Raw genomic sequence first — 21410 nt, forward strand, 5'->3', positions numbered from 1 at the left:
ACATGGCAATGGAGGAACATCCGCTTGTGTTCGCATAAGCGGAAATGCCGATTTATTGCGAAATTTCTGAAGATTAGCGGCTGTTCGCATCTGTGGACGGGCCAGGGTTTTGATGTGCCTCGGGAGGAAGTAGATGGCATCGAAGAACGAACATTCACTTATCAATGCAATCAGGGCGTCGCGGCGTCAGTTCATAGTCGGCACGGGTGCTGCCCTGGCTGCTACGGCTCTTTACCGCCCGGCAATCGCCAATGGCGGCGAAGTGACGATCATTTCGGATATCGGCAACGCCGACCAGCGGGCCGTCCTCGAGCGCATTGCCGCCGACTTCACCAAGAAGACGGGGACGAAAGTCACCATCAACAACATGGACCACGAGGCCCATAAGACAGCCATCCGCAGCTACCTCGTCGTCGGCGCCCCCGATATCTGCTTCTGGTTCTCCGGCAACCGAATGAAGGCTTTCGTCGATCGCGGACTGTTCGACGACATTTCCGACCTGTTCGCGAAGGAAGGCTATAGCGACAAGCTGGGCGCCACCATGACGGCCGTCACCGTCAACGGCAAGCAATACGGCCTGCCGCTTGGCGGCATTCTCTGGGGTCTTTTCTATCGCAAGGATGTTTTCGCCGCGAAGGGCTGGACGGCACCGAAGAACTGGGACGATTTCCTGAAGTTCGGGGAGGCGGCGAAGTCTGCCGGCATGACCCCGATCAGCATGGGCACGAAGGAACTATGGCCGACCGGCGGCTGGTTCGACCACATGAACCTGCGCATCAACGGCTTGGATAAGCACCTTGCCCTGATGGAAGGCAAGATCCCCTATACCGACCCGATGCTGAAGCCGGTCTTCGACAAATGGGAAGAGCTCATCAAGGCCAATTTCTTCTCCGCAAGCGGGCCGTCCTTCGGCTGGGAGCAGGCCGGCGCCGCTCTGGCGCAGAAGAAGGCGGCGATGATGGACCTTGGAGGCTTCATCAAGTCCGCCTTCCCGGCGAGCGACCATGAGCAGCTCGCCTACGCCCCCTTCCCGGAAATCGTCCCCGGCATCGAACGCTATGAGGATTTCTCCGTCAACTCGGTGCATATCCCGGCCAAGGCGAAAAACCGGCAAGGCGCGCGCGACTTTCTCGCCTATTTCTACCAGCCGGACAATCTCGGCGCATTCCTCGAAGCCGAAGGCGCCATTCCGCCACGCAATGATTGCCCGCCGAGCAAGGACCCGATGGTCAATGTCGCGGTGGAATCGCTCAAGACTGTGAAGGGAACGTCGCAATATTATGACCGCGACACCGATCCGGACATGGCGCAGGACGGCATGAAGGGCTTCCAGGAATTCACGATCAAGCCCGAGCGGCGCGACCAGATCCTGGCGCGGCTCGAAAAGACCCGCGCTCGCATTTTCAAATAGTCCTCCCGGACCAGGCCGCGGCGGGTCGCGGGTCTTGCGGCCCGCAGCTCCGCCGCGCCCACCTTCAAAATGCGCCTCTCAAGGCGCATCGAGTTATCGAACCAAGAAGTCTGAGCCATGTGGAAAAAGCACAGGAACTGGCTGACGCCTGTCCTCTTCATTGTGCCGGGATGTATCCTGTTCGGAACGATCATCATCGCTTCCTCGGTGGAATCGGTCTGGATATCGTTTTTCGATTGGGATGGGGTCGGCCAGAAGAGCTGGGTCGGGCTGGCGAACTACTTTGAGCTTTTCGCCGATCCGCAATTCTACGTCTCGCTGAAGAACAACATCATTTGGCTTGTCATGTTTATGGCGGCACCGCCGCTCGGACTGGCACTGGCGCTGCTCGTCAACCAGCAGCTTGCCGGCATGCGGATCTTGAAGTCGCTCTTCTTCATCCCGCTGGTGCTCGCCACAGTCACGGTCGGCGTCGTGTTCGGCTGGGTCTATGACCCGAATTACGGGCTCCTTGCTCTCATCTTCGGTCTTTTCGGGGCAACGGCACCGGCTCTGCTTGCCGACGAGCATTTCGTCACCTTCGCCGTGGTCGCTGCTGCGCTCTGGCCGCAGATCGCATTCTGCATGGTGCTCTTTCTCGCCGGCCTCAACAATCTGAGCTCCGACATCATCGGCGCCGGACGTGTCGATGGCGCGCGCGGCTGGAACATGCTCTGGCATGTCGTCCTGCCGCAATTGCGCCAGGTGGGTTTCATTGCCCTTGCCGTAACCGTCGTCGGCGCCTTGCGATCCTTCGACATGATCGCGGTGATGACATCGGGCGGCCCGTTCGGCTCCTCGGAGGTGCTGGCCTATCAGATGTACGAACAGTCGATCTTCTCTTATCGCTTTGGCTATGGCGCGGCCATCGCCACCGTCCTCTTTGCAATCATGATCGTTTTCATCACCTGGTATCTGCGCGTCATGGTGCGCATGGAACGGGAGACACGCTGATGTATCCTCGCCCCATTCCCGAAGAGAAGCCCGCGCTTCGCGTCCTCTATGCCGGCTTCGTCGGCCTGATCCTCCTATTGTGGCTGCTGCCGCTTTTTGCGGTCATGCTGACCGCGTCCAAGACGGCCGATGAAATCATGGCCGGCAAATACTGGACCTGGCCCGGGCACTTCAATCTCGTCGAGAACTTCCAGTCCGTCTTCCAGCAGACGAACATGTGGGGCTATTTCATCAACAGCCTCATCATCACCTTGCCTTCTGTATTGCTGGTTCTCGTTTTCTCGACGCTGACCGGCTACGTGCTCGCGCGTTATAATTTCCGCGGCAATGCCCTGCTCTTCTCGCTCTTCGTCGGCGGCAACTTCCTGCCTGCGCAGATCATGATGATCCCGGTTCGCGACCTCATGGTGTCAGTCGGCCTTTACGACACCTATTTCGCCTTGATCATCTTCCATGTCGCCTTCCAGACCGGTTTCGCGACCCTGTTCATGCGCAATTTCATCGCGGCTCTGCCCGACGAATTGTTCCAGGCGGCGCGCGCCGAAGGGGCATCGCCCTTTCAGACGATGCGCCATGTCGTCATACCGCTGATGCGGCCGGCGCTCGCAGCACTCGCGATCCTGATCTTCACCTTCGTCTGGAACGATTATTTCTGGGCGATCGTGCTCACCCAGAGCGACGTCGTGAAACCGGTAACGGCGGGCCTGAACAATCTTCGAGGCGAATGGACGTCGGCCTGGAACATCGTGGCGGCAGCAACCTTGTTCGTCGCCATCCCTCCGGTCCTGATGTTCTTCCTGATGCAGAAGCATTTCATCGCGGGCCTGACCATGGGCGCCGTCAAGGGCTGACGCGTTCCCACCGATTGAGACGATTTGGAGTACCATTCATGAGCCATGTACAGCTGATTGATATCGACAAACATTATGGCGGCTACCATGCCCTGCGCTCGGTGAACCTCTCCGTCGACAAGGGCGAGTTCATCGTCATGGTCGGCCCGTCCGGCTGCGGCAAGTCCACCACGCTGAAGACGATTGCCGGGCTTGAGACCATCAGCTCCGGCGAGATCTGGATCAACGGCCGCAACGTGACGCGCGAGGAGCCGGGCGATCGCGGCATCGCCATGGTCTTCCAGTCCTATGCGCTTTATCCGCACATGACCGTTGCCGAGAATATGGGCTTCGGCCTGAAGATGGCCAAGCGCCCGCAGGCCGAGATCGAGGCTGCCGTCAGGCGCGCGGCAGACATCCTCAGAATATCCGACCAACTCGACAAGCGCCCGAAGCAGCTTTCGGGCGGCCAGCGTCAGCGCGTCGCCATCGGCCGTGCGATTACCCGCTCGCCGGAAGTCTTTCTCTTTGACGAGCCGCTCTCCAATCTCGATGCCGCGCTGCGCACGCAGATGCGCGTGGAACTTTCGACCCTGCACCAGCAGCTCGGATCGACGATGATCTATGTGACGCACGATCAGGTCGAGGCGATGACCATGGCAAGCCGCATCGTCGTGTTCAACAAGGGGATCATCGAGCAGGAAGGCGCACCGCTTCATCTCTATCACAATCCGGCAAACCAATTCGTCGCCGGCTTTCTCGGTGCGCCGCGGATCAATTTCGTCAATGCAAAGCTCGTTTCCCTTCGCGATGGTATCGCTGAAGTCGCGCTCGAAGGTGGCGGCACGACGGTCCGCGTTCCCGTGGCCGATGTCGGTGATCTAAAGGCCGAAGCGAGCCTCACCCTCGGAATCCGGCCGGAATCGCTGAAATTAGACTCCTCTGCCGAGGACGTCGCTATCTCCTTGGATGGCAAGGTTCGACTGGTCGAGCAGCTTGGTCGCGAGACCATTCTCTACGTCGACGCAGGCCCGCTCGCCACGATCGGTTCGGAAAGCGGCACGCGCAACTTCACCGTTCAGCTCGGCAATGCAACCGGGTTTTCGGCCGGCGAGCAGATCAAGCTGTCCGCCTCCACATCCTCCCTCTATCTCTTCGGCCCGGATGGCAGAACCATCAGCCGGCCGAAGCCCATCATTGCCTCCCTGTAAAGAAAGCTTGTGACCTCATGAAAGTTTTGGAAAGAAAGCCGCTGTCGGTCTGGCGGACGCTCAATCTCGACGGCTTCATGGTCGGCGTGCCGCATTATCCCGAACATGTCGATGAGAACTATTGGGAACGCGATGCCGAACGCATGGCAGCCGCGGGTTTCAACGCCGTTCGCATGGCGGAATTCGCGTGGCACATCATCGAGCCGCATGAGGATCATTTCGATTTCTCGCTCTTCGACAAGGCGATCGCCGGCCTTGCCGGGCGCGGCATCAAGACCATCCTTTGCACGCCGACGGCAACGCCGCCGCGCTGGCTGACGGCAAAATACCCCGAAGTCCTGCGCGTCGATGCCAATGGCAGGCAGGCGAGCCATGGATCGCGCCAGCATTGCGACACGACGAGCCCGGTATTGCGCCGGCACAGCCAGCGCATCACCCGCGCCATGGCCGAGCATTACCGGGACAATCCGCACGTGATCGGCTGGCAGACGGACAACGAGCTGAACACGACCACCTCCGAAAGCTACTCGCCCTCGGCACTCATCGAGTTCCAGAAGTTCTGCCGTGCAAAATACGGCACGATCGACGCGCTGAATTTTGCCTGGGGCGGCGACTTCTGGGCAACGGCGTACCAGACCTTCGAGCAGATCGTCTTCCCGCAGCCGATGAATCCGTCCTTCTCGAGCCCCGGTCACGTGCAGGACTATCATCGCTTCCTCGCCTTCGCGACAGCTCTCTTCCAGCACGACCAAGTGGAGATCCTGCGAGCAACCAATCCGGCATGGTTCATCTTCCATAATCTCGGCAACCTTGCTGATATCGATTTCCGCGGCCAGTTCGGCCAGGACCTCGATTTCATCGGCTTCGACATCTATCCCTTCCTCTATGACGAGATGCGCCGCGGTGGCGGTCATGCGATCACCCAAGCCTTCCATCTCGATCAGTGCCGCGCCTATTCCGGCAATTTCATCGTTCCTGAACAGGCGTCGGGCCTCGGCAGCCAGCCGGGCTTTTCCTCATCCGTTCCCGAACCTGGCGAGATGCGCCGCATGGCGATGACCTCGGTCTCGCGCGGCGCTGACGGCTTGATGTTCTTCCGCTGGCGGCCGGCGCATTTCGGCGCTGAGATCTACTGGAACGGCATTATCGACCACGATGACGTTCCACGCCGGCGCTACGATGAAGCCAGGCAATTCGCCTTAGACATCCGCAAGATCGAGGACAAGCTGCTCGGCACGACGGTTCGTATGGATATTGCCATCGCCGGAGCGGATTTCGACAATCAGGAAGCTTACAAGACCTACGCGATCGGCCTGCCGAGCCCGATGCAGGATGCCGCCCATCTGCACCGCGCCTGCTACCGGGCCGGCATCGCCTGCGGCTTCATCCATCCGGAAGACGATCTTTCACGCGTCAAGGCCCTCTATGTTCCCCACTGGGTCATGTGGAAGGAGGAGTGGTCGGCAGCGGTCGAGAAATTCGTCGCCGATGGCGGCACGCTTATCCTCTCGGCCATGACAGGAACCCGCGACGACAACAATCACATCATCCGCACTCAGGCGCCGGGCACCGCACTTTCGACACTTTCCGGCGTGCGCGTCTACGAATTCGGCCCCGTCTCTGCCTCTGGCGCGGACGGCCTGTTCGCCGGCTTCCGCGAGGGTGGCATCGGCAACCACCAACCGTCGCCACGTCCGGCAGCAACGTCGGCCTCACGCAAATACGCCTATACGATCGGAAACCGTCAGCTGGAAGCCGGACACCTTTACGAGAAGCTGGAAACGACCGCGGACACTGAGACGATTGGCCAGTGGTCCGACCGCTTTCTGGACGGCTCTCCCATGCTGACGCGGCGCCGGCATGGCAACGGCCAAGTCTATTATCTAGGCACCTATCTGACCGAGCCGCTTGCAGAAGTCATCCGCAACATGCTGATTGGCGACAAGGCGGTCGCGCCCCTGGTGCAGGACTTACCGGCAGGTGTCGAAGTCTCGCTACGCGAGGGGGAAGGCAGGAAGCTGCTGTTCGTTCTCAATACAGAGCATGAGCCGAAGACTGTCTCTCTGCCTGCAGGTATCGATCTGCTGACCGACAAGGCGGTTTCAGGCACGACCGAACTTAGCGGCTATGGCGTGCTGGTGATCGAACAATCGGCCTGACATCGCCCACGAAATGCCCGGCGCCGGGGATGAAGCTTCGGCGCCGCCGCACATGGACTGGAGGTGCTCAATCTTCAGAGCCAGCCTTTCGGCAGCGCACACAGCGGATCGTTTGCGGCCGATGCTCCGAGCTTTTACCGGCCTGCATCACTGCCGTCGGCGAGCGGAACGAGCGGACCGAGCTTCACGCCCGGGCGTTCCTCATCGAACGAATTCCATTGCCTCGCTTGACCCAATCGAACATCTGCCCTTGTTCCGACTGAGAATAGCAAGACATGCACCTGATGGTTGAAGCAATTGTTTGTTGGTTAACCGTGTGTATTTCAAATAGTGTAATAACGTCTATGCTATGAATAGCGCCGTTACTCTATGAGCCGCGCAATGAAAATACTGGACGCTAAACAAAAATTGCAGCATTTCATGTCCATTCGGTCCGATAATCCGGATCTGCTGAAGGCTCAGTACCGCGCTTTCACGCGGCAGATGCCGATGATGTATTTAATCCTGATTTCGAGTACATGGGCGCTTTCTATTACCCATATGCAATCGGCACCGATTTGGCTCACTGTCGGTGTTCCCGCTTTTTTCACGCTCGGCTGCATGCTTAGGATCACATTCTGGTGGAGAACACGCAATGTCGATCCGATGCCGGAGGTGGCACACGCCGCACTCGTCCGCACCAATCGTTTGGCAATCGGCATTCCCATTGCATTCACAGTCTGGTCATTTTTGCTGGTGCCTTATGGCGATGCATATGCCCAATCTCACGTTGCCTTTTATATGGCGATTACGGTCATCTCCTGCATCTTCTGCCTGATGTATGTTCGCTCGGCGGCATTCATAGTCACTGTGATCGTCAATGGAGCATTCGTCGTATTTTTCATGGCATCAAGGCAACCGACCTTTGTTGCTATCGCCGTCAATGTGGCGCTGGTCTGCGCCGGCATGATGTCGATTCTCCTGACAAACTACCGCAATTTCGAGCGCATGGTTATTTCACAACAGCGCACGGAAGCTCTCAGCAATGAGAACCTCTTGCTTGCAAATGTCGACAGCCTGACGGAACTACCCAACCGTCGCGCGTTTTTTACGCATCTGGAAACCGAATTCAAAAGGGCCAAAGCCGAGAATACGCGGCTGGCCTTGGGCGTCATTGATCTCGATGGCTTTAAGCCGGTCAACGACCTTTATGGACATTCAGTAGGGGACAGGCTGCTGATCGACGTCAGCGAGCGCCTCACGACCAGCTTGAAAGCCAGCCGGGCGTTTCGATTGGGTGGTGACGAGTTTGCAATTGTCGCTCCGCTCGCGCCGGAAGATGCTCAGCTCGTCGCAAACGCGAATGCAATTTCCGAACGGCTGGGGGCGCCCTATCATTTGCCGGAAGGAACGGTGCAGGTATCGGCATCGATGGGAATAGCAGTCTTTCCGAACCTCGCCTCCACCCTGGAGCAGCTTTTCGACAGGGCGGATTACGCCCTCTACCACGCCAAGAAAACACGTCGCGGGGGCGCGGTTCTATTTGACGCTGAACACGAAAAGCAGATCAACATCGAGGCGCGCATTGAGCATCTGCTCAAGCAGGCCAATTTGGAAGACGAACTTTCGGTCATGTTTCAGCCGATTGTGAACATAGGCAATGAGCAAACGGTTGGCTTCGAGGCCTTAGCCCGCTGGCACAGCCCGGTTCTCGGGCGTGTCTCGCCCGCGCAATTCTTCTCCATTGCTGAACGGGCCGGCATCGTCAGTTCGCTCACGCGTCCTCTGCTGAAAAAAGCGCTTGCTTTCGCATCGGAGTGGGAAGAACCCTTGCGCCTGTCGTTCAACCTGTCAGCCCACGATCTCAACTCCTGCGAAGGGGTGCTGTCGTTAATCGGCATCATCGAAGGCAGCCGCTTTGACGCGAGGCGTCTTGATCTTGAAATCACCGAAACGGCCTTTACGCATGATTCCGAGCAGATCAAACGGTCCGTCGAGATGCTACGACTTCTCGGTTGCGGCATTTCGCTCGACGATTTTGGCACCGGCTATTCCAGCTTGACGCGGCTCCATGCTCTTCCTCTGACCAAAATCAAGATCGACCGCAGCTTCGTCACAGACTTGCACAAAAAGCCCGCCAGCTACAAAATAGTGAAATCTCTTCTCACTCTCAGCCGGGACATGGAACTGGAATGCGTGGTTGAAGGGGTTGAAACACCCGAAGAGCTTGCGGCCCTTAAGGAGTTGGGAGCTACGCTGGTGCAAGGCTACGTCTATTCACGGCCGCTGAGCGAAGAAGGAGCTGCCGAATGGCAGTTAACCGCGGCGTGGCAAAGCAAGCTCACCAACTCGCTGAACCGACAAGCGTCGCCGGTAAATGCAACATAGGGCAGCTCTTGAATAGATCAGAACCACCAACATGTAGTTATGCCGGCTGCTCCGCTATTATTTCTCACTTCAAACGAGCGGTGGGCCGACCTTTCAGGCGCCAGGCGGTTATTCCGTTCAGGGACGGCCGTCCCAAGAGCGACCATACAGGAACCGCACAGCCCCTTATGCTGCGCCGCTCGGCGGATCAGGGTGGCAAGCAAGAGGATATCCAGCCGTACTAATCTTCGACGAACGCATGACGCATCGAATCCAGGATAGGCTGCATCAAGTAACTGAAAAATACCCCGTCTTCCGTACTGATGAACGTCTCCACCGGCATGCCCCGGATGCAGTTGCGCTTCGGGAAGCGATGCTGGAAGATCGTCTGTCATCGTCATGAGTGCACGATAATATGGCTGTTGCGTTGCCTGGTCGATAAGGCGATCGCCGAGACTTGCTGCACGACAGCCGCGATCTAGGGACATGGACGACGATAGAAAGACGCTGCAGGTCGCTCCTATGCTCGCCTAGAGCATTGCATCAGGCTGCCTGGGCCGATGCGAGCCGCTGTGCGACCCTTGCTACGCGCTCGCCGTAAACGCGGGCGGTTTCAAGGTCACCGACCGACATTTCGCTCGGGGCCGCGTCGGCATCGGACTGCGCCATTGGCGCGATGTACGATCCCATCCTGTTTGCATCGTCCCGCTTCGACGCCTTCACATTCGCTGGCTTCATCCCCAGGCTGACCCACAAACCGCCGTGCTGTCCCGCCAGAAGAACGAAGTCTTCGAGGGTGTTGAGCTTGTCGCCGTTAAAACTGGCGCTGTTGGTGAATCCTCCGAAAACCTTGTCCTGCCATTTGTTGGTGAACCAGGCTTTCGAGGAAGTATCCGCGAACTTCTTAAACTGCCAGCTCGGACCGCCCATATAGGTTGGCGATCCGAATATGATGGCGTCAGCAGCGTCCAACGCGGCCCATCCGTCATCTGAAAGATTGCCGTTAGCGTCAATGGCATAGAGCGGACCGCCCGCACCTTCAGCAACGGCTTCCGCCATTCGCTGGGTGTGACCGTAGCCGGAATGATAGACGACGACTGTAATTGCTTTGCGATTTGACATGGTGATTTTGGCCTCCTTCGGGCCGTTGCTTTGCGCTGTCCGAGGGCGAGTTCGCTCCGTTTGGCGTCCTCTTTAAGAATGGGTTGATGGCTGGGGTTCGGGTGGCACCCAAGGCTTTGGCAATGGAGAGCTTTGTCCGGCCAGTTCCGCGCGGGTTCTCAGAGTGATGAACTATTTTTGCGGCGAGGTGCTCAGGCGTGGCCGCTGACACTGGCCAGTGCCAGCAGCAGCAGAAACACCACAGGCGATGGGAGCTCCCGATAATTCCGGATACGGACAATAGCCGCGATCGCGGTGAGCATGATGCAGGTGCCCAACGCAACCCCGATGTATCGGATACCGGCTGTGACCAACAGCACTGCGGTTAGGAGTTCAAGAGCGGCCGTGACCCAGCACCACCAGAAGGGAAATCCGAGCCGCACGAAGCCCGCCCGGATTTTTTGATGGCCACTCGCGTTGACGATAGCGCCAATGAGAAACGCCGCTGCGGACGGCCAGACGAGGACGGTATCGAGCACCGTTGCGCCCGTAAAAATTTGAACTGGAAGATTCATGGATATCCTCTTCTCTGGGAGCTAGATCGCGACAAGTTTTATAGCGATATCATTTATTCTAGCACTGCTAGTTTGTCAACTGACGTTCTTCTTGATAGCATCGGCACCGGAAAAATCGTGCGAATGAAGATAAAGGAACAGCGTGGGTATCAGCGAACGCAAGATCCGGGAAAAGGACGAACGTCGCCGCAGGATCGTTGTCGCTGCGAGGACGATTGCAGAACGTGACGGCTGGGCTTCGGTGACGATCCGGCGTCTCGCCGACGAGATAGAATACAGTCAGCCGGTTCTCTATTCGCATTTCCAAAATCGCGATGAAATCGTCGGAGCGGTCGCGCTAGAAGGCTTCGGCGAATTGGCCGGCATACTCCGCGCCGCGATCCGGCCATCGTCCACGCCAGGGGAGTTAGTGGAGGGCGTCGCAACTGCCTATCTCGATTTCGCTTTCGCCCGGCCGGCAATGTACGAGGCGATGTTCATCCTTCCCACCGCTCTCCGCTTCGCCAGGTCCGACACGCCAGCACAGCTCCGCGAGGGCTTCGCAGCCATGGCGACGGTGATCGCGCCGTTCTTCCAGGATGGAGATACCGCTACCGAGACTTTCTGGGCGGCACTTCACGGCTTGGCCGAGCTTGAACGCCACGGCAGAATAAGACCCGCTTTCCGGTCTCGCCGCATCACCCTCATCATGCAGATGGTGTCAGGTCAGAGCCGATAGAAAATCGGGACAGAGGAGGAGGACGGCTCGCGAAGTGGAGCGTGGGTTTGCCGGGAATGAAGAACGGTTGGTCGAGGGACTTCCGGGTGTCGCCGCGTTGCGCATCCAACTTGTCTGCAACAGGCCGATATTGTTGAAAAACTCCCAGGACCCGCTTCCCGAATGAATTGGACGGAGGGCCGCAGGTATGGAATTTCTGCAAGTACAATCAGCGAAATTTATTTTCCGCAGAGCTGTAGCTCCGTAATCGAGCGCAAAATTCCATCTCAAGCGTGCCGCGGGATACTCCAGACGTCAAAACAGCATAGAGGCGCCACGATCGAGATAGGTATCGAGGAACTGCTCCAGACGTGGATTTCTCGGCTTCTTGAAGACCTCTTGCGGTGGTCCGCTGAACAGCACTTTGCCGTGATCGAGAAAGATAATCTGCTGGCCGACGGTCGCAGCGAAGCCTATCTCATGCGAGACAACAACCATTGTCATACCCTCGGCCGCCAGATCGCGCATGACGTTCAGGACTTCGCCCGTCAGTTCCGGATCAAGCGATGAGGTCGGCTCGTCGAACAGCATGATCTTCGGCTTCAACGCCAGGGCGCGGGCGATCGCCACGCGTTGCTGCTGTCCGCCGGAAAGCTGCGAAGGATAATGCCCTGCTCTCGCCTCGAGCCCCACCTTGACGAGTTGCACCATAGCCGCATCTTCGGCCTGCTTTCGGCTCATCTTATGAACCATCTTCAACGCCTCGCTGACATTGCCGAGCGCAGTCATATGCGGCCAGAGATTGAACTGCTGGAACACCATGCCGATCTGGGCGCGGATCGAGCGATTGGTAGCCGCCGAAATGCGTTCGCGACGTCCTTCAGAGTCCTCGGCAAAACCAAGTACCTCGCCGTTAATTGAGATCGTCCCGCGCGTTGCCTCTTCGAGAAAAGCCATGCATCGCAAAAGCGTGCTCTTGCCGGAGCCGGATGGACCGATGAGACACGAGACCTGCCCCGGCTCGATGGCAAGATCGATGCCATGAAGAACCGTGGTCTCTCCGAACGTCTTGACGAGATTCCTGACTGCTATTGCGGGGACGCTCATGCGTTGAAAAACCTGAATCTGGAAAGTTTCGTTTCGGCAAGGTTGCCAAGCCAGCCGGTGACTTCGACGAGCCCCCAGTAGAAGAGCGCTAGCGCCGAAAGCGCTTCGACGAAGGCATATTGCTGCGATCCGATCGCACTCAGCGTCGCCGTCAGCTCCGGAACGGTGATGATGGAGAGAACCGCGGTCTCCTTCATCAGGATGACCACCATGTTCACGGAGGGTGGCAACACCAGCATCGTCATCTCAGGCAAGAGAATGCGCCTGATGATCTGCCCCCGCGTCAAGCCGACGCATTCGCCAGCCTCGATATGGCCCTTCGGCACGGCCTGAAATCCGGAACGGAAGATTTCGCTGAAATAGGCCGCGCCATAGATCGAAATGCCGATCAGACCGGCAGGCAGGGGATCGAGCTCGAGGCCGACGAAAGGGCCACCATAGTAGACGAGAAAGATCTGGATGAGAAACGGCGTGCCGCGCAGTACGGCCACGATGGCACCCAGCATCTTGTCGACCACCATGCCGCCATATTGCCGGGCAACCGCCATCAGGAAGCCTATGACGGCCGCAGCGATGGTGCCGAGGATCCAGATCATGATCGTCACCCCGGCGCCGCTGACGATGGCGGGCCACTGCCCGATTAGGACATTGATGTCGAAGGTCATCGCGGCACCCCGGGCAATCTGTTTTCGATCAGGCCGCCGGCAAGCGCCACCAACCAGTTGATCACGAGATAGATGAGGCCGGCGGATGCGAAGATCTGCAGCGGCAGAAAGGTGCTGCCGGCAAGATCCTGCGCCATGCGGGTCAGTTCGACGATGCCGACGACGGAGACCAGCGACGATGCCTTCAAAATGAGGATCGCCTCGTTGACCAGTGCTGGAAAGGTGAGGCGTAGGGCGATCGGAACCTTGATGCGGCGGAAAATCTGACGCGGCGTCAGGCCAACCATCTCCGCCGACTCCACCAGACCGTGCGGCACGCTGGCAAAGCCGCCACGCAGGTTCTCGGCCTGATAGGCAGCCGTACAGAGTGACAGACCAATGATCGCCGCCACGATGCTCGGCACATTGATGCCGACGGCTGGAAGCAGGTTGTAGATCAGCAGCAATTGCACCAAAAGCGGCACGCCACGAAAAAAGCTGATGAAAATCTGGGCAGGTCGCACGAAAATGCTACGCCCCGACAGCAACATTCCCGAAACAAGGATCGCAATCGCAAAGCCGATGAGGATCGACACAACGCTGATCGTCACTGTGTAGATGGATGCCTGCAGAAGCAACCCAAAGAGCTCGATGGACATTGTTGAGTTTTCGCCCGCTTGGTGACCAGGAAGCTGCGATCTCGTTCTTCGCCCATGCCCGACAACAGCGCGGGCATGGGCGATTTCCGAGCACTGCTCAGAATGCCGGATCCTTGACGGCGTCCGGCGTATCGAAGCTCGCGCCAAACCATTTCTTCTGCAGCGTCGCCATGCGGCCGTCGGCTTTGATCTTCAGCATCGCGGCGTCGATAGCGTCCATCAGTGGCGCGTGATCGGCATCCTTCAGGCCGATAAAGCCGAAGTAGGATTTCTTGCCGAAGGGCGGCAGCACGACTTCAAACGTGCCTTCACGCTGCTTGGCGACAAAAGCAATATTCGGCAGCGAGTTGGCGACGCCGGCGATACGGCCGGCCGCGAGATCCGCATAGGATTCCGTAAAGGCCGGATATTCGCGGATATCGGCCTTGGCGGGCAGGGTTTCAGAAAACTCCTTGAGCTGATCGAGCTGGGCGGTCGCCTTGCCAACGCCGATCTTCTTGCCGGCGATGTCCTCCGGCTTGCTGATCGTCTTGTCACCAGCCTTCTTCAGGATCGCGATGGTTGCTTCGGCCAAGGGCGGTGTGAAGCGATAGCGCTCCATGCGCTTCTTGGTGATCGTCGCCGGCCCGGCAACGACGTCGAATTTCCCGGCTTCAAGTGCCGGGAAAACGCCGTCCCACGGCAAGGTGACCCATTCGATCTTCACGCCCAGCTCCTTGCCGATCTCATCGAAGAGATCGACGTTCAAGCCGACATGTTTCCCGGCATCGATAAAATCGAACGGGGCAAACGCCGTCTCGGTGCCGACCTTCAGGGTGCCCGCAGCCTTCACGGCCGCAAGCGTATCAGCCGCATGGGCAGAAATTGTTGCGCCAAACAAAAGTGCCGCGCCAACCAGCCCCTTCAGAAGCGAATTCTTCCTCATGTTTTTCTCTCCAGTTTTGTGTCCTTCCGTTGGAAGGTCCAGGTTCCCCAAGCATTGCCCCGTCAAGCAGATTTCTATGATCAGCTTTTGTCTATACAAATAGATACAGGCTGGCCTACACTGTCAAATACAAAACTCAACAGAGGCAAGTTTTATGCCGCGTGATGTCGATAGATCCGACAGAACAGGCTTTCACGGACACTGAATCCATTGCCGGAGCAAGGTGAGCGTTGGTCCCAATTCATCAGAGAATTCTCAAGGATATCGAAAGCAGGATCATCAGCGGCATCTGGCCGCCCGGTCATCGGATACCCGTCGAACACGAGCTGCTGAAAGAATATCAATGCTCTCGGATGACCGTGAACAAGGCGCTTTCCGTCCTGGCTGAACGTGGCATGATCATACGTCGTCGCAAGCTTGGTTCCTTCGTCGCCTCGCGACAGATCGACCGTAAGGTAATGGATATTCAGGACATTTCCACGGAAGCCGAGTTGGCAGGACATGAGCACAGTCACAAAATCCTGATGCGGAAAATCGAGATGCTGGACTCTACCACCGCGACGCGGCTCGGCGAAGCCGTGGGAGCGGAAATCCTGCGGCTTCATTGCCTGCATGCGGTCGACGGCAAGGCGAACGCGCTGGAGCGGCGTATCATCATGCTCGACGTAGTGCCGTCCGCAAGGGCTGAGAGTTTCGCTTCGGTTCCGCCCGGCAAATGGCTGCTGGACATGGTGCCCTGGTCGAAGGCCCGGCATGTCATTCGCGCCGTCTCGGCCGATGCCACCACGGCGCGCCTGCTCGAAACCGAGCGCGGCGAGGCCTGTCTGACACTCATTCGCCAGACATGGCAGGACCGACGCACGGTCACCTATGTCGAATTCATCCATCCCGGCGATCGTTTCCAGTTCGCCGGCGACTTCCACCCGAATGAGAGAGGCGTCATCGATCAACCGTCGCGGGGGAGTGCTTCTTGAACGAGAAACGGACTAACAGGGCAGCTCCGCTCAAGGGCCTGCAGGCCTTCGAAGCCGTCGGCCGTTGTGGCAGCGTGAGCGCTGCGGCCCTGGAACTGAAGGTTTCGCCCGGCGCGATCAGCCAGCAGATCCGCAAGATCGAGAGCTTTCTCGGTGTCACCTTGCTCGAGCGCAATGGTCGCTCGGTGGAGCTCACCCAATGGGGGCGGCTCTATCATCAGGAAATATCAAAAGGATTCGAGCAATTCGCGGCTGCGGAACAGATCCTGGAGCGGGCACGCAACGAGAATGCCCTGGTCCTCAGTGCTCTGTCTTCCGTTGTCAACAAATGGATCGGCCGTCGGATCTTCGACTGGCAGGCCCTTCATCCAAACGCGCATGTGAGGATCGTCGGTCGCGACAAGGAGCCGCGCATGGGCTTCGATGACATCGATTTCCGCATCAGCTACGGGTCGGATGTGCTGCAGCATGAACATTATGCTGAGCTGTTCCGCGACTGGGTGGTTCCCGCCTGCTCGCCGGCATTGATCAAGGGCAAGGCACCCTCTGCCGCGCAGCTTCTTGAATATCCACTCCTGCATGTCGAATGGGAGCGGCATTTCACGCCCTATCCGAGCTGGCTTGAATTCGCCGCGAAGACCGGGGCCACGCTCGTGGAGACCGCCGCCGGCCTCTCCTTCACCCTGTCGAGCAGCGCGATTGACGCGGCCGTCAACAAACGCGGCGTCGTTCTCGCACAGATGTCGATGATTGCTGACGAGCTCGAGGCACAAACGCTGGTCATTCCCGTCGACATACGCATTGCCTTGCGCGAAAGCTACTTTCTCGCCTGGGACCGGGCCGCGTTGGAAAAACCTCATGGGCGCCAGTTCCGCGATTGGCTCCTCGCTATTTCCCGCCAGCAGGCTCTGATGTCAGCACCCAGATCAACATTTTAGAAAAACTAAAATGGAACCCAGCTGCACGATATTGATGAAATTTTGCGCCTGGCGATAATTTGCCCATTCGCCTCCAAAGGGACGGCGTAACCGACATAATGGGAGAGTTCGATGGCACGGATCGACAAGATGAAACTCGGAACTTTCGTCTATACGTTCGGCTTTCATCCGGCCTCCTGGCTGCATCCGGCAAGCGATGTCAACGGCGCCAACGACTTCGCTCATCTGCTCGATGTCGCCAAACGATCCGAAGCCGCGAAATTCGATTTCATGTTCATGGCCGATTCTCCAGCCGCCGCCGTCGGCGATCCGAATGCGCTTGCCCGCATTCCGACCAAGATGAACCGCTTCGAGCCCCTCTCATTGCTTTCGGCACTGGCGGTCACGACCAACGATCTCGGTCTCGTGGCAACGGTCTCGACAAGCTATTATGAGCCATACAATGTCGCGCGTCTGTTTTCGTCGATCGACCATCTGAGCAAGGGCCGCGCCTGCTGGAATGTCGTCACCTCCGACCATGACGAGACCGGCTATAATTTCAATCGCGAGGGGCTTGATCCGCATGCGCTGCGCTACGAGCGCGGCAACGAGTTCGTCGACGTCGTGTTCGGCCTTTGGGACAGCTTCGAGGAAGGCGCGCTCCTTCTCGACCGTGAAACCGGCGTCTACTATGACAAGGACAGGCATCACACGCTCAATCACAAAGGCAAGCACTTTCAGGTTCGCGGTCCGCTGAACATCGCCCGAACGCCGCAGGGCCGTCCCGTCATCGCCCAGGCGGGCGGTTCCGAACCCGGAATGGACATGGCGGCTCGCACGGCCGAGATCGTCTTCAGCCTCGCGTCGAACATCGAGCGAAACCGATCCTTCTACGACAATGTCAAAAGCCGGATGGCGGCCTATGGCCGCGATAGGGATGATCTGAAAATCATGCCGGGCATCGTTGTCAACGTCGGTGAAACCGAGGCCGAGGCAAGGGCAAAAGTCGACTATCTGATCGACAAGATGCATCCGGATGTCGGGCGGCTGATGCTCTCCGAATTCCTGGAGGCGGACCTGCGCGGCGTGGCGCTCGACGAGCCCTTTCCGATGGATCGGCTGCCGGCGGCGCCAAAGGGATCGCGCGCGCTGTTCGATGAGCTGGTCGATTTCGTCAAGAGTGGCCATACCGTCGGTGAGCTTATCCGGCACTATGCAGAGAAGCACACCGGGAATGGCATAACAGGCACGCCGGCGCAGATCGCCGACTACATGGAGGAGTGGTTTGAGACGCGCGCGGCCGACGGTTTTATCCTGATGTTTCCGACCCTCCCGTCCAGCCTCGACGACTTCGTGCGGCTCGTCCTGCCGGAACTTCGCCGCCGCGGACTGTTCCGCGAGGAATACGAGGGCAAAACCCTGCGCGAAAACCTCGGCATTTCAACGCCTGCAAACCGCTTTGCCAAGACGTGAGGACCAGTCCGATGGGTGACGAGGCTCTGATCAGCGACACGGAGTTCAGGCTATCGATGCGTCATCTGGCCGGTGCGGTCAGCGTGATTACGGTCGGTGACGGACAAGACCGCACCGGCTTCACCGCAACGTCGGTTTCCTCATTTTCGGCGGAGCGGCCTTCCGTCATCGTCAGTGTCAACAGGGCCTCTTCCTCCTGGCCGGCGCTGCAGCGGTATGGCTGTTTCTGCGTCAACGTGCTCGCGGCCGACCAGCAGCATGTGGCGCAATCCTTCGCCGGTATTGGCGGACGCAAGGGCGCTGATCGCTACGATGGTGCGCGATGGAACCGCCTTAAGACAGGCGCAGCTGCGCTTGAAAATGCCCTTACGGTCCTCGACTGCAAGCTCGAAACCGCATTCCACCATCACTCCCATGCCATTCTGATCGGGCATATCTGTGCAATGGAAATCCGGCAGAACATCGGGCCGCTTCTATACTGGCGAGGCGGCTATCATGACCTTCCGGCGGCTGTTGATGACCGCCGCCTAGCGGAGCCGCTCCGGCAATAGCCCGATCGAAGCAACATCGACATTGGCAAAGGCAAATCTAAGGTAGCGCTCCTGCCCTTCCCCGAAATATGCCCCGGGTATGCAGACCACTCCGCGCTCCCTGGCAAGCTCTTCGGCAACCTCGGACGACGATCGACCCGCCAGAGGATGGCGGACAAAGGCAAAATAAGCGCCGATCGCTGCGATCTCCCAGCCCGCCAGCCCGGAAAAAGCCCGTCTCAAAGCATCGGCGCGGCGAGCGATCTCCAGTCGGTTACCGGCCCGCCAATCAGCCAGCACCGGCAGCGCCGATGCAACCGCGATCTGAGCCGAACGTGGTGCACAGATCTGCATATTGTCCATGACCTTCGCAATCTCGGCGATGAGCCTGGGACCTGCCGTGATTGCACCCAGTCGATGACCGGGGATGCAGAAGGATTTCGAAAAGCTGTAGAGAAGAACGAGCGTATCCTCCCAGCCCGGCTCCGAAAGGAGAGCGTGCGGCCGGCCGTAACCTTCGGCCAGGAAATCGCGATAGGTTTCGTCAACGACCAACCAGGCGCCGTATTTTCGGCACAGCATGAAAAGCTCGTGAAGCAGGCCAGGCGGATAGACTGCTCCGGTGGGATTGTTGGGCGTAACGACGGCGAGCATCTTCGCGCCGGCTGCAAGTGCGGCCGCGGCCGAACTGAGATCGGGGAGAAAGCCGGCAGCGGGATCGCAATCGACCAGTCGCCGGCCGATCCCCAGCATCGACAGCGTCGTGTCATGATTGAAATAGAAGGGATTGGTGAGCGCTACAGTATCGCCCGCGCCGGCAAGCGCGATCGCCGTGCACATGAACGCCTGATTGCAGCCCGCCGTAATATGGATATTGCCGGCGGATATGTCGGCGCCATAAAGCTCGGCAACATGGGCGGCATAGGCCTGTCGCAGCAAGGGCTCGCCCTCGATCGGCCCGTATCCCGTCATCGCCTGTTGTGCGGCCGTCTCGCCAAGAAGACGCAGCATCTCCGGATGCGCGGGGTAGCCGGGCACGGCCTGCGACAGATCGATGAGCGGCCCCTTCTGCCCTTTGTATTCGCGGCCCCAGGCAACGACGGAAGGGATGGGCGGAGGGGAGAGGCGGGCAACGAGCGAATTGGATTTTGCAGCGGTCATATCGATTTCTCTTTGATACCGATTGCTACAACGATACCAATGGCTTTCTCAATCTCTTTGTTGGGGGAGACGAACCTCAAGTGGAGACGCATGCGCATGGTGTGGGACAAGATGCGGCTCGAACAGCTGCGCGCAGAATTTTCAGACGCCAATGGCGGCGAGATATTCGACGAGAAGTTTCGCAAAGTCGCGGAGAAGATCATCTCCAAGAGCGGCACGAGGCTGGCGCCCTATGCCGGCGTGCCGACTTTCCTCAGCGCGCCCTACATGCAGGTCGCAGCCGACGAGCCGGACTTCGGCAATCTCCAGGTCGCGATAACGGGAATTCCGATGGATCTCGGCGTTACCAATCGCCCAGGCTCCCGTTTCGGACCACGCGCCCTTCGCGCCATCGAAAGAATCGGCCCTTACAACCACGTTCTGGGAACGGCGCCGGTCTTCGATCTTCGGGTCGCCGACATTGGCGACGTGCCGTTCCAGAGCCGTTACCGGCTGGAGCTCAGTCACGACGACATCGAGAAGCGTATCGGCCAGATCGTCGATGCCGGCGTTGCACCGCTCTCGGTCGGGGGTGACCACTCCATCAGCCACCCGATTTTGAAGGCTGTCGGCCGGAACCAGCCGGTCAGTCTCATCCATATCGATGCTCACTGCGACACCAGCGGTGCCTTCGATCAGACGAAGTTTCACCACGGCGGACCGTTCCGTAATGCCGTCCTCGACGGCGTGCTCGATCCGACAAGGACAATCCAGATCGGCATCCGCGGTTCGGCGGAATACTTATGGGAATTCTCCTATAAGTCGGGAATGACGGTGATCCACGCCGAGGACCTCGGTGGAATGGGGATAGAAGCCGTCATCGCCAAGGCCAAATCCATCGTCGGCGACGGCCCGACCTATCTCTCCTTCGACATCGACAGCCTTGATCCGAGCTTTGCGCCCGGCACGGGGACGCCGGAGGTCGGCGGATTGACGACACGCGAAGTCCTTGAACTGATACGCGGGCTGAAGGGCATAAATCTGGTGGGCGGCGATGTCGTCGAGGTTGCGCCGCAATATGACGCAACGACCAACACCGCACATGCCGGGGCCCAGGTGCTCTTCGAGATTCTGAGCCTCATGGTGTTCAGCCCGTCGATCGGCAAGCGTTAAGCATTCAGCCAACGAACAGAGTTTATCCGGACATTCCTCGGGCCAGACCGCTTGACGCCAATGGCCCGATCAATCGTGCCATTTCAGGAATTTGGACACCGTCTTCAAGCAGAGTTCCTTCTCCTCGACATGCGGCATGTGGCTGGAATTCTGGTTCTTCCTGAATTTATGTGGCGCGGCGTCAGCATCCGAGCTCTCAGCAGATCGGGACCGGCCCTTCCATGGATTGCCCCCTTGATCGTCGCGCCTTACCTTGAGCCGGCAATTCCAGAAGGCTGCGGCCGTACGCGCCGTGTCGACTTCGGCTTTGTTGTCCGCAACCGGGGAAAATACCGGTTGCCGGTCCGATAGCGGAAACAACCCAATCGTCATCATCGGTTAGCCTGACGCCCAGGCTCTTCCCCCTGGGCCGGGCGACCATTTCGTTTGCATGCCCGCCCATGGCGAGAGCTGCTAACGGTGGATGAACCACACAAATTGAGGAGAAGCCCGGTTGACTGGCAAACCGTACAATAGCCCGCGTCGGCATAATTGTAATGGCACTG

Annotated in this window: 20 protein-coding genes; 12 read left to right on the forward strand and 8 right to left on the reverse strand. The window is 58.7% G+C overall.

Annotated elements, in window-relative coordinates; genetic code table 11:
• Positions 1-133: 133 nt before the first annotated feature.
• From RHSP_RS16300 to RHSP_RS16325, 6 genes are all read left to right on the forward strand, one after another.
• Positions 134-1411: an ABC transporter substrate-binding protein gene (locus RHSP_RS16300; RefSeq protein ID WP_004119318.1), complete on the forward strand. Its 1278-nt coding sequence runs from the start codon at positions 134-136 to the stop codon at positions 1409-1411.
• A gap of 117 nt (positions 1412-1528) precedes the next feature.
• Complete coding sequence (locus tag RHSP_RS16305) at positions 1529-2404, forward strand: carbohydrate ABC transporter permease (protein WP_004119319.1); 876 nt, start codon at positions 1529-1531, stop codon at positions 2402-2404.
• Positions 2404-3255 carry a carbohydrate ABC transporter permease gene (locus RHSP_RS16310; RefSeq protein ID WP_004119321.1) on the forward strand — a complete coding sequence of 284 codons (852 nt, stop codon included), beginning with the start codon at positions 2404-2406 and terminating at the stop codon, positions 3253-3255. The genes RHSP_RS16305 and RHSP_RS16310 overlap by 1 nt, the downstream gene beginning before the upstream one ends.
• Before the next feature lie 38 nt (positions 3256-3293).
• Positions 3294-4445 (forward strand): ABC transporter ATP-binding protein, encoded by a 1152-nt coding sequence (locus RHSP_RS16315; RefSeq protein ID WP_004119324.1) that lies wholly within the window; start codon positions 3294-3296, stop codon positions 4443-4445.
• Between the two features lie 17 nt (positions 4446-4462).
• Positions 4463-6604, forward strand: a complete 2142-nt coding sequence (locus RHSP_RS16320) for a beta-galactosidase (RefSeq protein ID WP_004119327.1) — start codon at positions 4463-4465, stop codon at positions 6602-6604.
• 381 nt (positions 6605-6985) lie between these two features.
• On the forward strand, positions 6986-8971 hold the full coding sequence (locus tag RHSP_RS16325) for a putative bifunctional diguanylate cyclase/phosphodiesterase (RefSeq protein WP_051074090.1): 1986 nt from the start codon (positions 6986-6988) through the stop codon (positions 8969-8971).
• A gap of 522 nt (positions 8972-9493) precedes the next feature.
• On the opposite strand, the gene RHSP_RS16330 is transcribed toward RHSP_RS16325, so the two are convergent.
• Complete coding sequence (locus RHSP_RS16330) at positions 9494-10072, reverse strand: flavodoxin family protein (RefSeq protein WP_004119334.1); 579 nt, start codon at positions 10070-10072, stop codon at positions 9494-9496.
• Between the two features lie 191 nt (positions 10073-10263).
• Positions 10264-10626: a DoxX family protein gene (locus RHSP_RS16335; protein ID WP_004119338.1), complete on the reverse strand. Its 363-nt coding sequence runs from the start codon at positions 10624-10626 to the stop codon at positions 10264-10266.
• A gap of 142 nt (positions 10627-10768) precedes the next feature.
• On the opposite strand from RHSP_RS16335, the gene RHSP_RS16340 reads away from it, so the two are divergent.
• Positions 10769-11344, forward strand: a complete 576-nt coding sequence (locus RHSP_RS16340) for a TetR/AcrR family transcriptional regulator (protein WP_004119340.1) — start codon at positions 10769-10771, stop codon at positions 11342-11344.
• 294 nt (positions 11345-11638) lie between these two features.
• Here RHSP_RS16340 and RHSP_RS16345 read toward each other — a convergent pair whose 3' ends face one another.
• The 4 genes from RHSP_RS16345 to RHSP_RS16360 form a co-directional block, all read right to left on the reverse strand.
• A complete protein-coding gene (locus tag RHSP_RS16345) occupies positions 11639-12430 on the reverse strand; it encodes an amino acid ABC transporter ATP-binding protein (RefSeq protein ID WP_004119348.1) in 792 nt (263 codons plus the stop codon).
• The gene (locus RHSP_RS16350) at positions 12427-13095 is read right to left on the reverse strand and encodes an amino acid ABC transporter permease (protein ID WP_004119351.1); all 669 of its coding nucleotides are present in this window, start codon (positions 13093-13095) and stop codon (positions 12427-12429) included. The genes RHSP_RS16345 and RHSP_RS16350 overlap by 4 nt, the downstream gene beginning before the upstream one ends.
• Positions 13092-13733 (reverse strand): amino acid ABC transporter permease, encoded by a 642-nt coding sequence (locus tag RHSP_RS16355; protein ID WP_004119365.1) that lies wholly within the window; start codon positions 13731-13733, stop codon positions 13092-13094. Before RHSP_RS16355 ends, RHSP_RS16350 begins: the two co-directional genes overlap by 4 nt.
• A gap of 97 nt (positions 13734-13830) precedes the next feature.
• Complete coding sequence (locus tag RHSP_RS16360) at positions 13831-14658, reverse strand: transporter substrate-binding domain-containing protein (protein WP_037152432.1); 828 nt, start codon at positions 14656-14658, stop codon at positions 13831-13833.
• Between the two features lie 230 nt (positions 14659-14888).
• Between RHSP_RS16360 and RHSP_RS16365 the strand changes: the two genes are divergently transcribed.
• The 4 genes from RHSP_RS16365 (at position 14889) to RHSP_RS16380 (ending at position 18573) form a co-directional block, all read left to right on the forward strand.
• Positions 14889-15632 carry a UTRA domain-containing protein gene (locus RHSP_RS16365; RefSeq protein WP_037152436.1) on the forward strand — a complete coding sequence of 248 codons (744 nt, stop codon included), beginning with the start codon at positions 14889-14891 and terminating at the stop codon, positions 15630-15632.
• Positions 15629-16570 carry a LysR family transcriptional regulator gene (locus RHSP_RS16370; RefSeq protein ID WP_004119371.1) on the forward strand — a complete coding sequence of 314 codons (942 nt, stop codon included), beginning with the start codon at positions 15629-15631 and terminating at the stop codon, positions 16568-16570. Before RHSP_RS16365 ends, RHSP_RS16370 begins: the two co-directional genes overlap by 4 nt.
• Before the next feature lie 111 nt (positions 16571-16681).
• Complete coding sequence (locus tag RHSP_RS16375) at positions 16682-18022, forward strand: LLM class flavin-dependent oxidoreductase (RefSeq protein ID WP_004119374.1); 1341 nt, start codon at positions 16682-16684, stop codon at positions 18020-18022.
• Positions 18023-18033: 11 nt separating this feature from the next.
• Positions 18034-18573, forward strand: coding sequence for a flavin reductase family protein (locus RHSP_RS16380; protein WP_004119377.1), 540 nt, complete (start codon positions 18034-18036; stop codon positions 18571-18573).
• Here the strand turns inward: RHSP_RS16380 and RHSP_RS16385 are convergent.
• Entirely contained in the window at positions 18550-19713 is a 1164-nt protein-coding gene (locus tag RHSP_RS16385; protein WP_037152439.1) for an aminotransferase, read from the reverse strand. The two genes, RHSP_RS16380 and RHSP_RS16385, sit on opposite strands and share 24 nt — an antisense overlap.
• Positions 19714-19809: 96 nt before the next feature.
• Here RHSP_RS16385 and speB point away from each other — a divergent pair, with 96 nt between their 5' ends.
• Positions 19810-20865, forward strand: coding sequence for an agmatinase (speB, locus tag RHSP_RS16390; RefSeq protein WP_037152510.1), 1056 nt, complete (start codon positions 19810-19812; stop codon positions 20863-20865).
• Between the two features lie 69 nt (positions 20866-20934).
• On the opposite strand, the gene RHSP_RS16395 is transcribed toward speB, so the two are convergent.
• On the reverse strand, positions 20935-21237 hold the full coding sequence (locus RHSP_RS16395; RefSeq protein WP_157385358.1) for a hypothetical protein: 303 nt from the start codon (positions 21235-21237) through the stop codon (positions 20935-20937).
• Between the last annotated feature and the right edge of the window lie 173 nt (positions 21238-21410).

The organism is Rhizobium freirei PRF 81 (assembly GCF_000359745.1).
Lineage (GTDB): Bacteria > Pseudomonadota > Alphaproteobacteria > Rhizobiales > Rhizobiaceae > Rhizobium > Rhizobium freirei.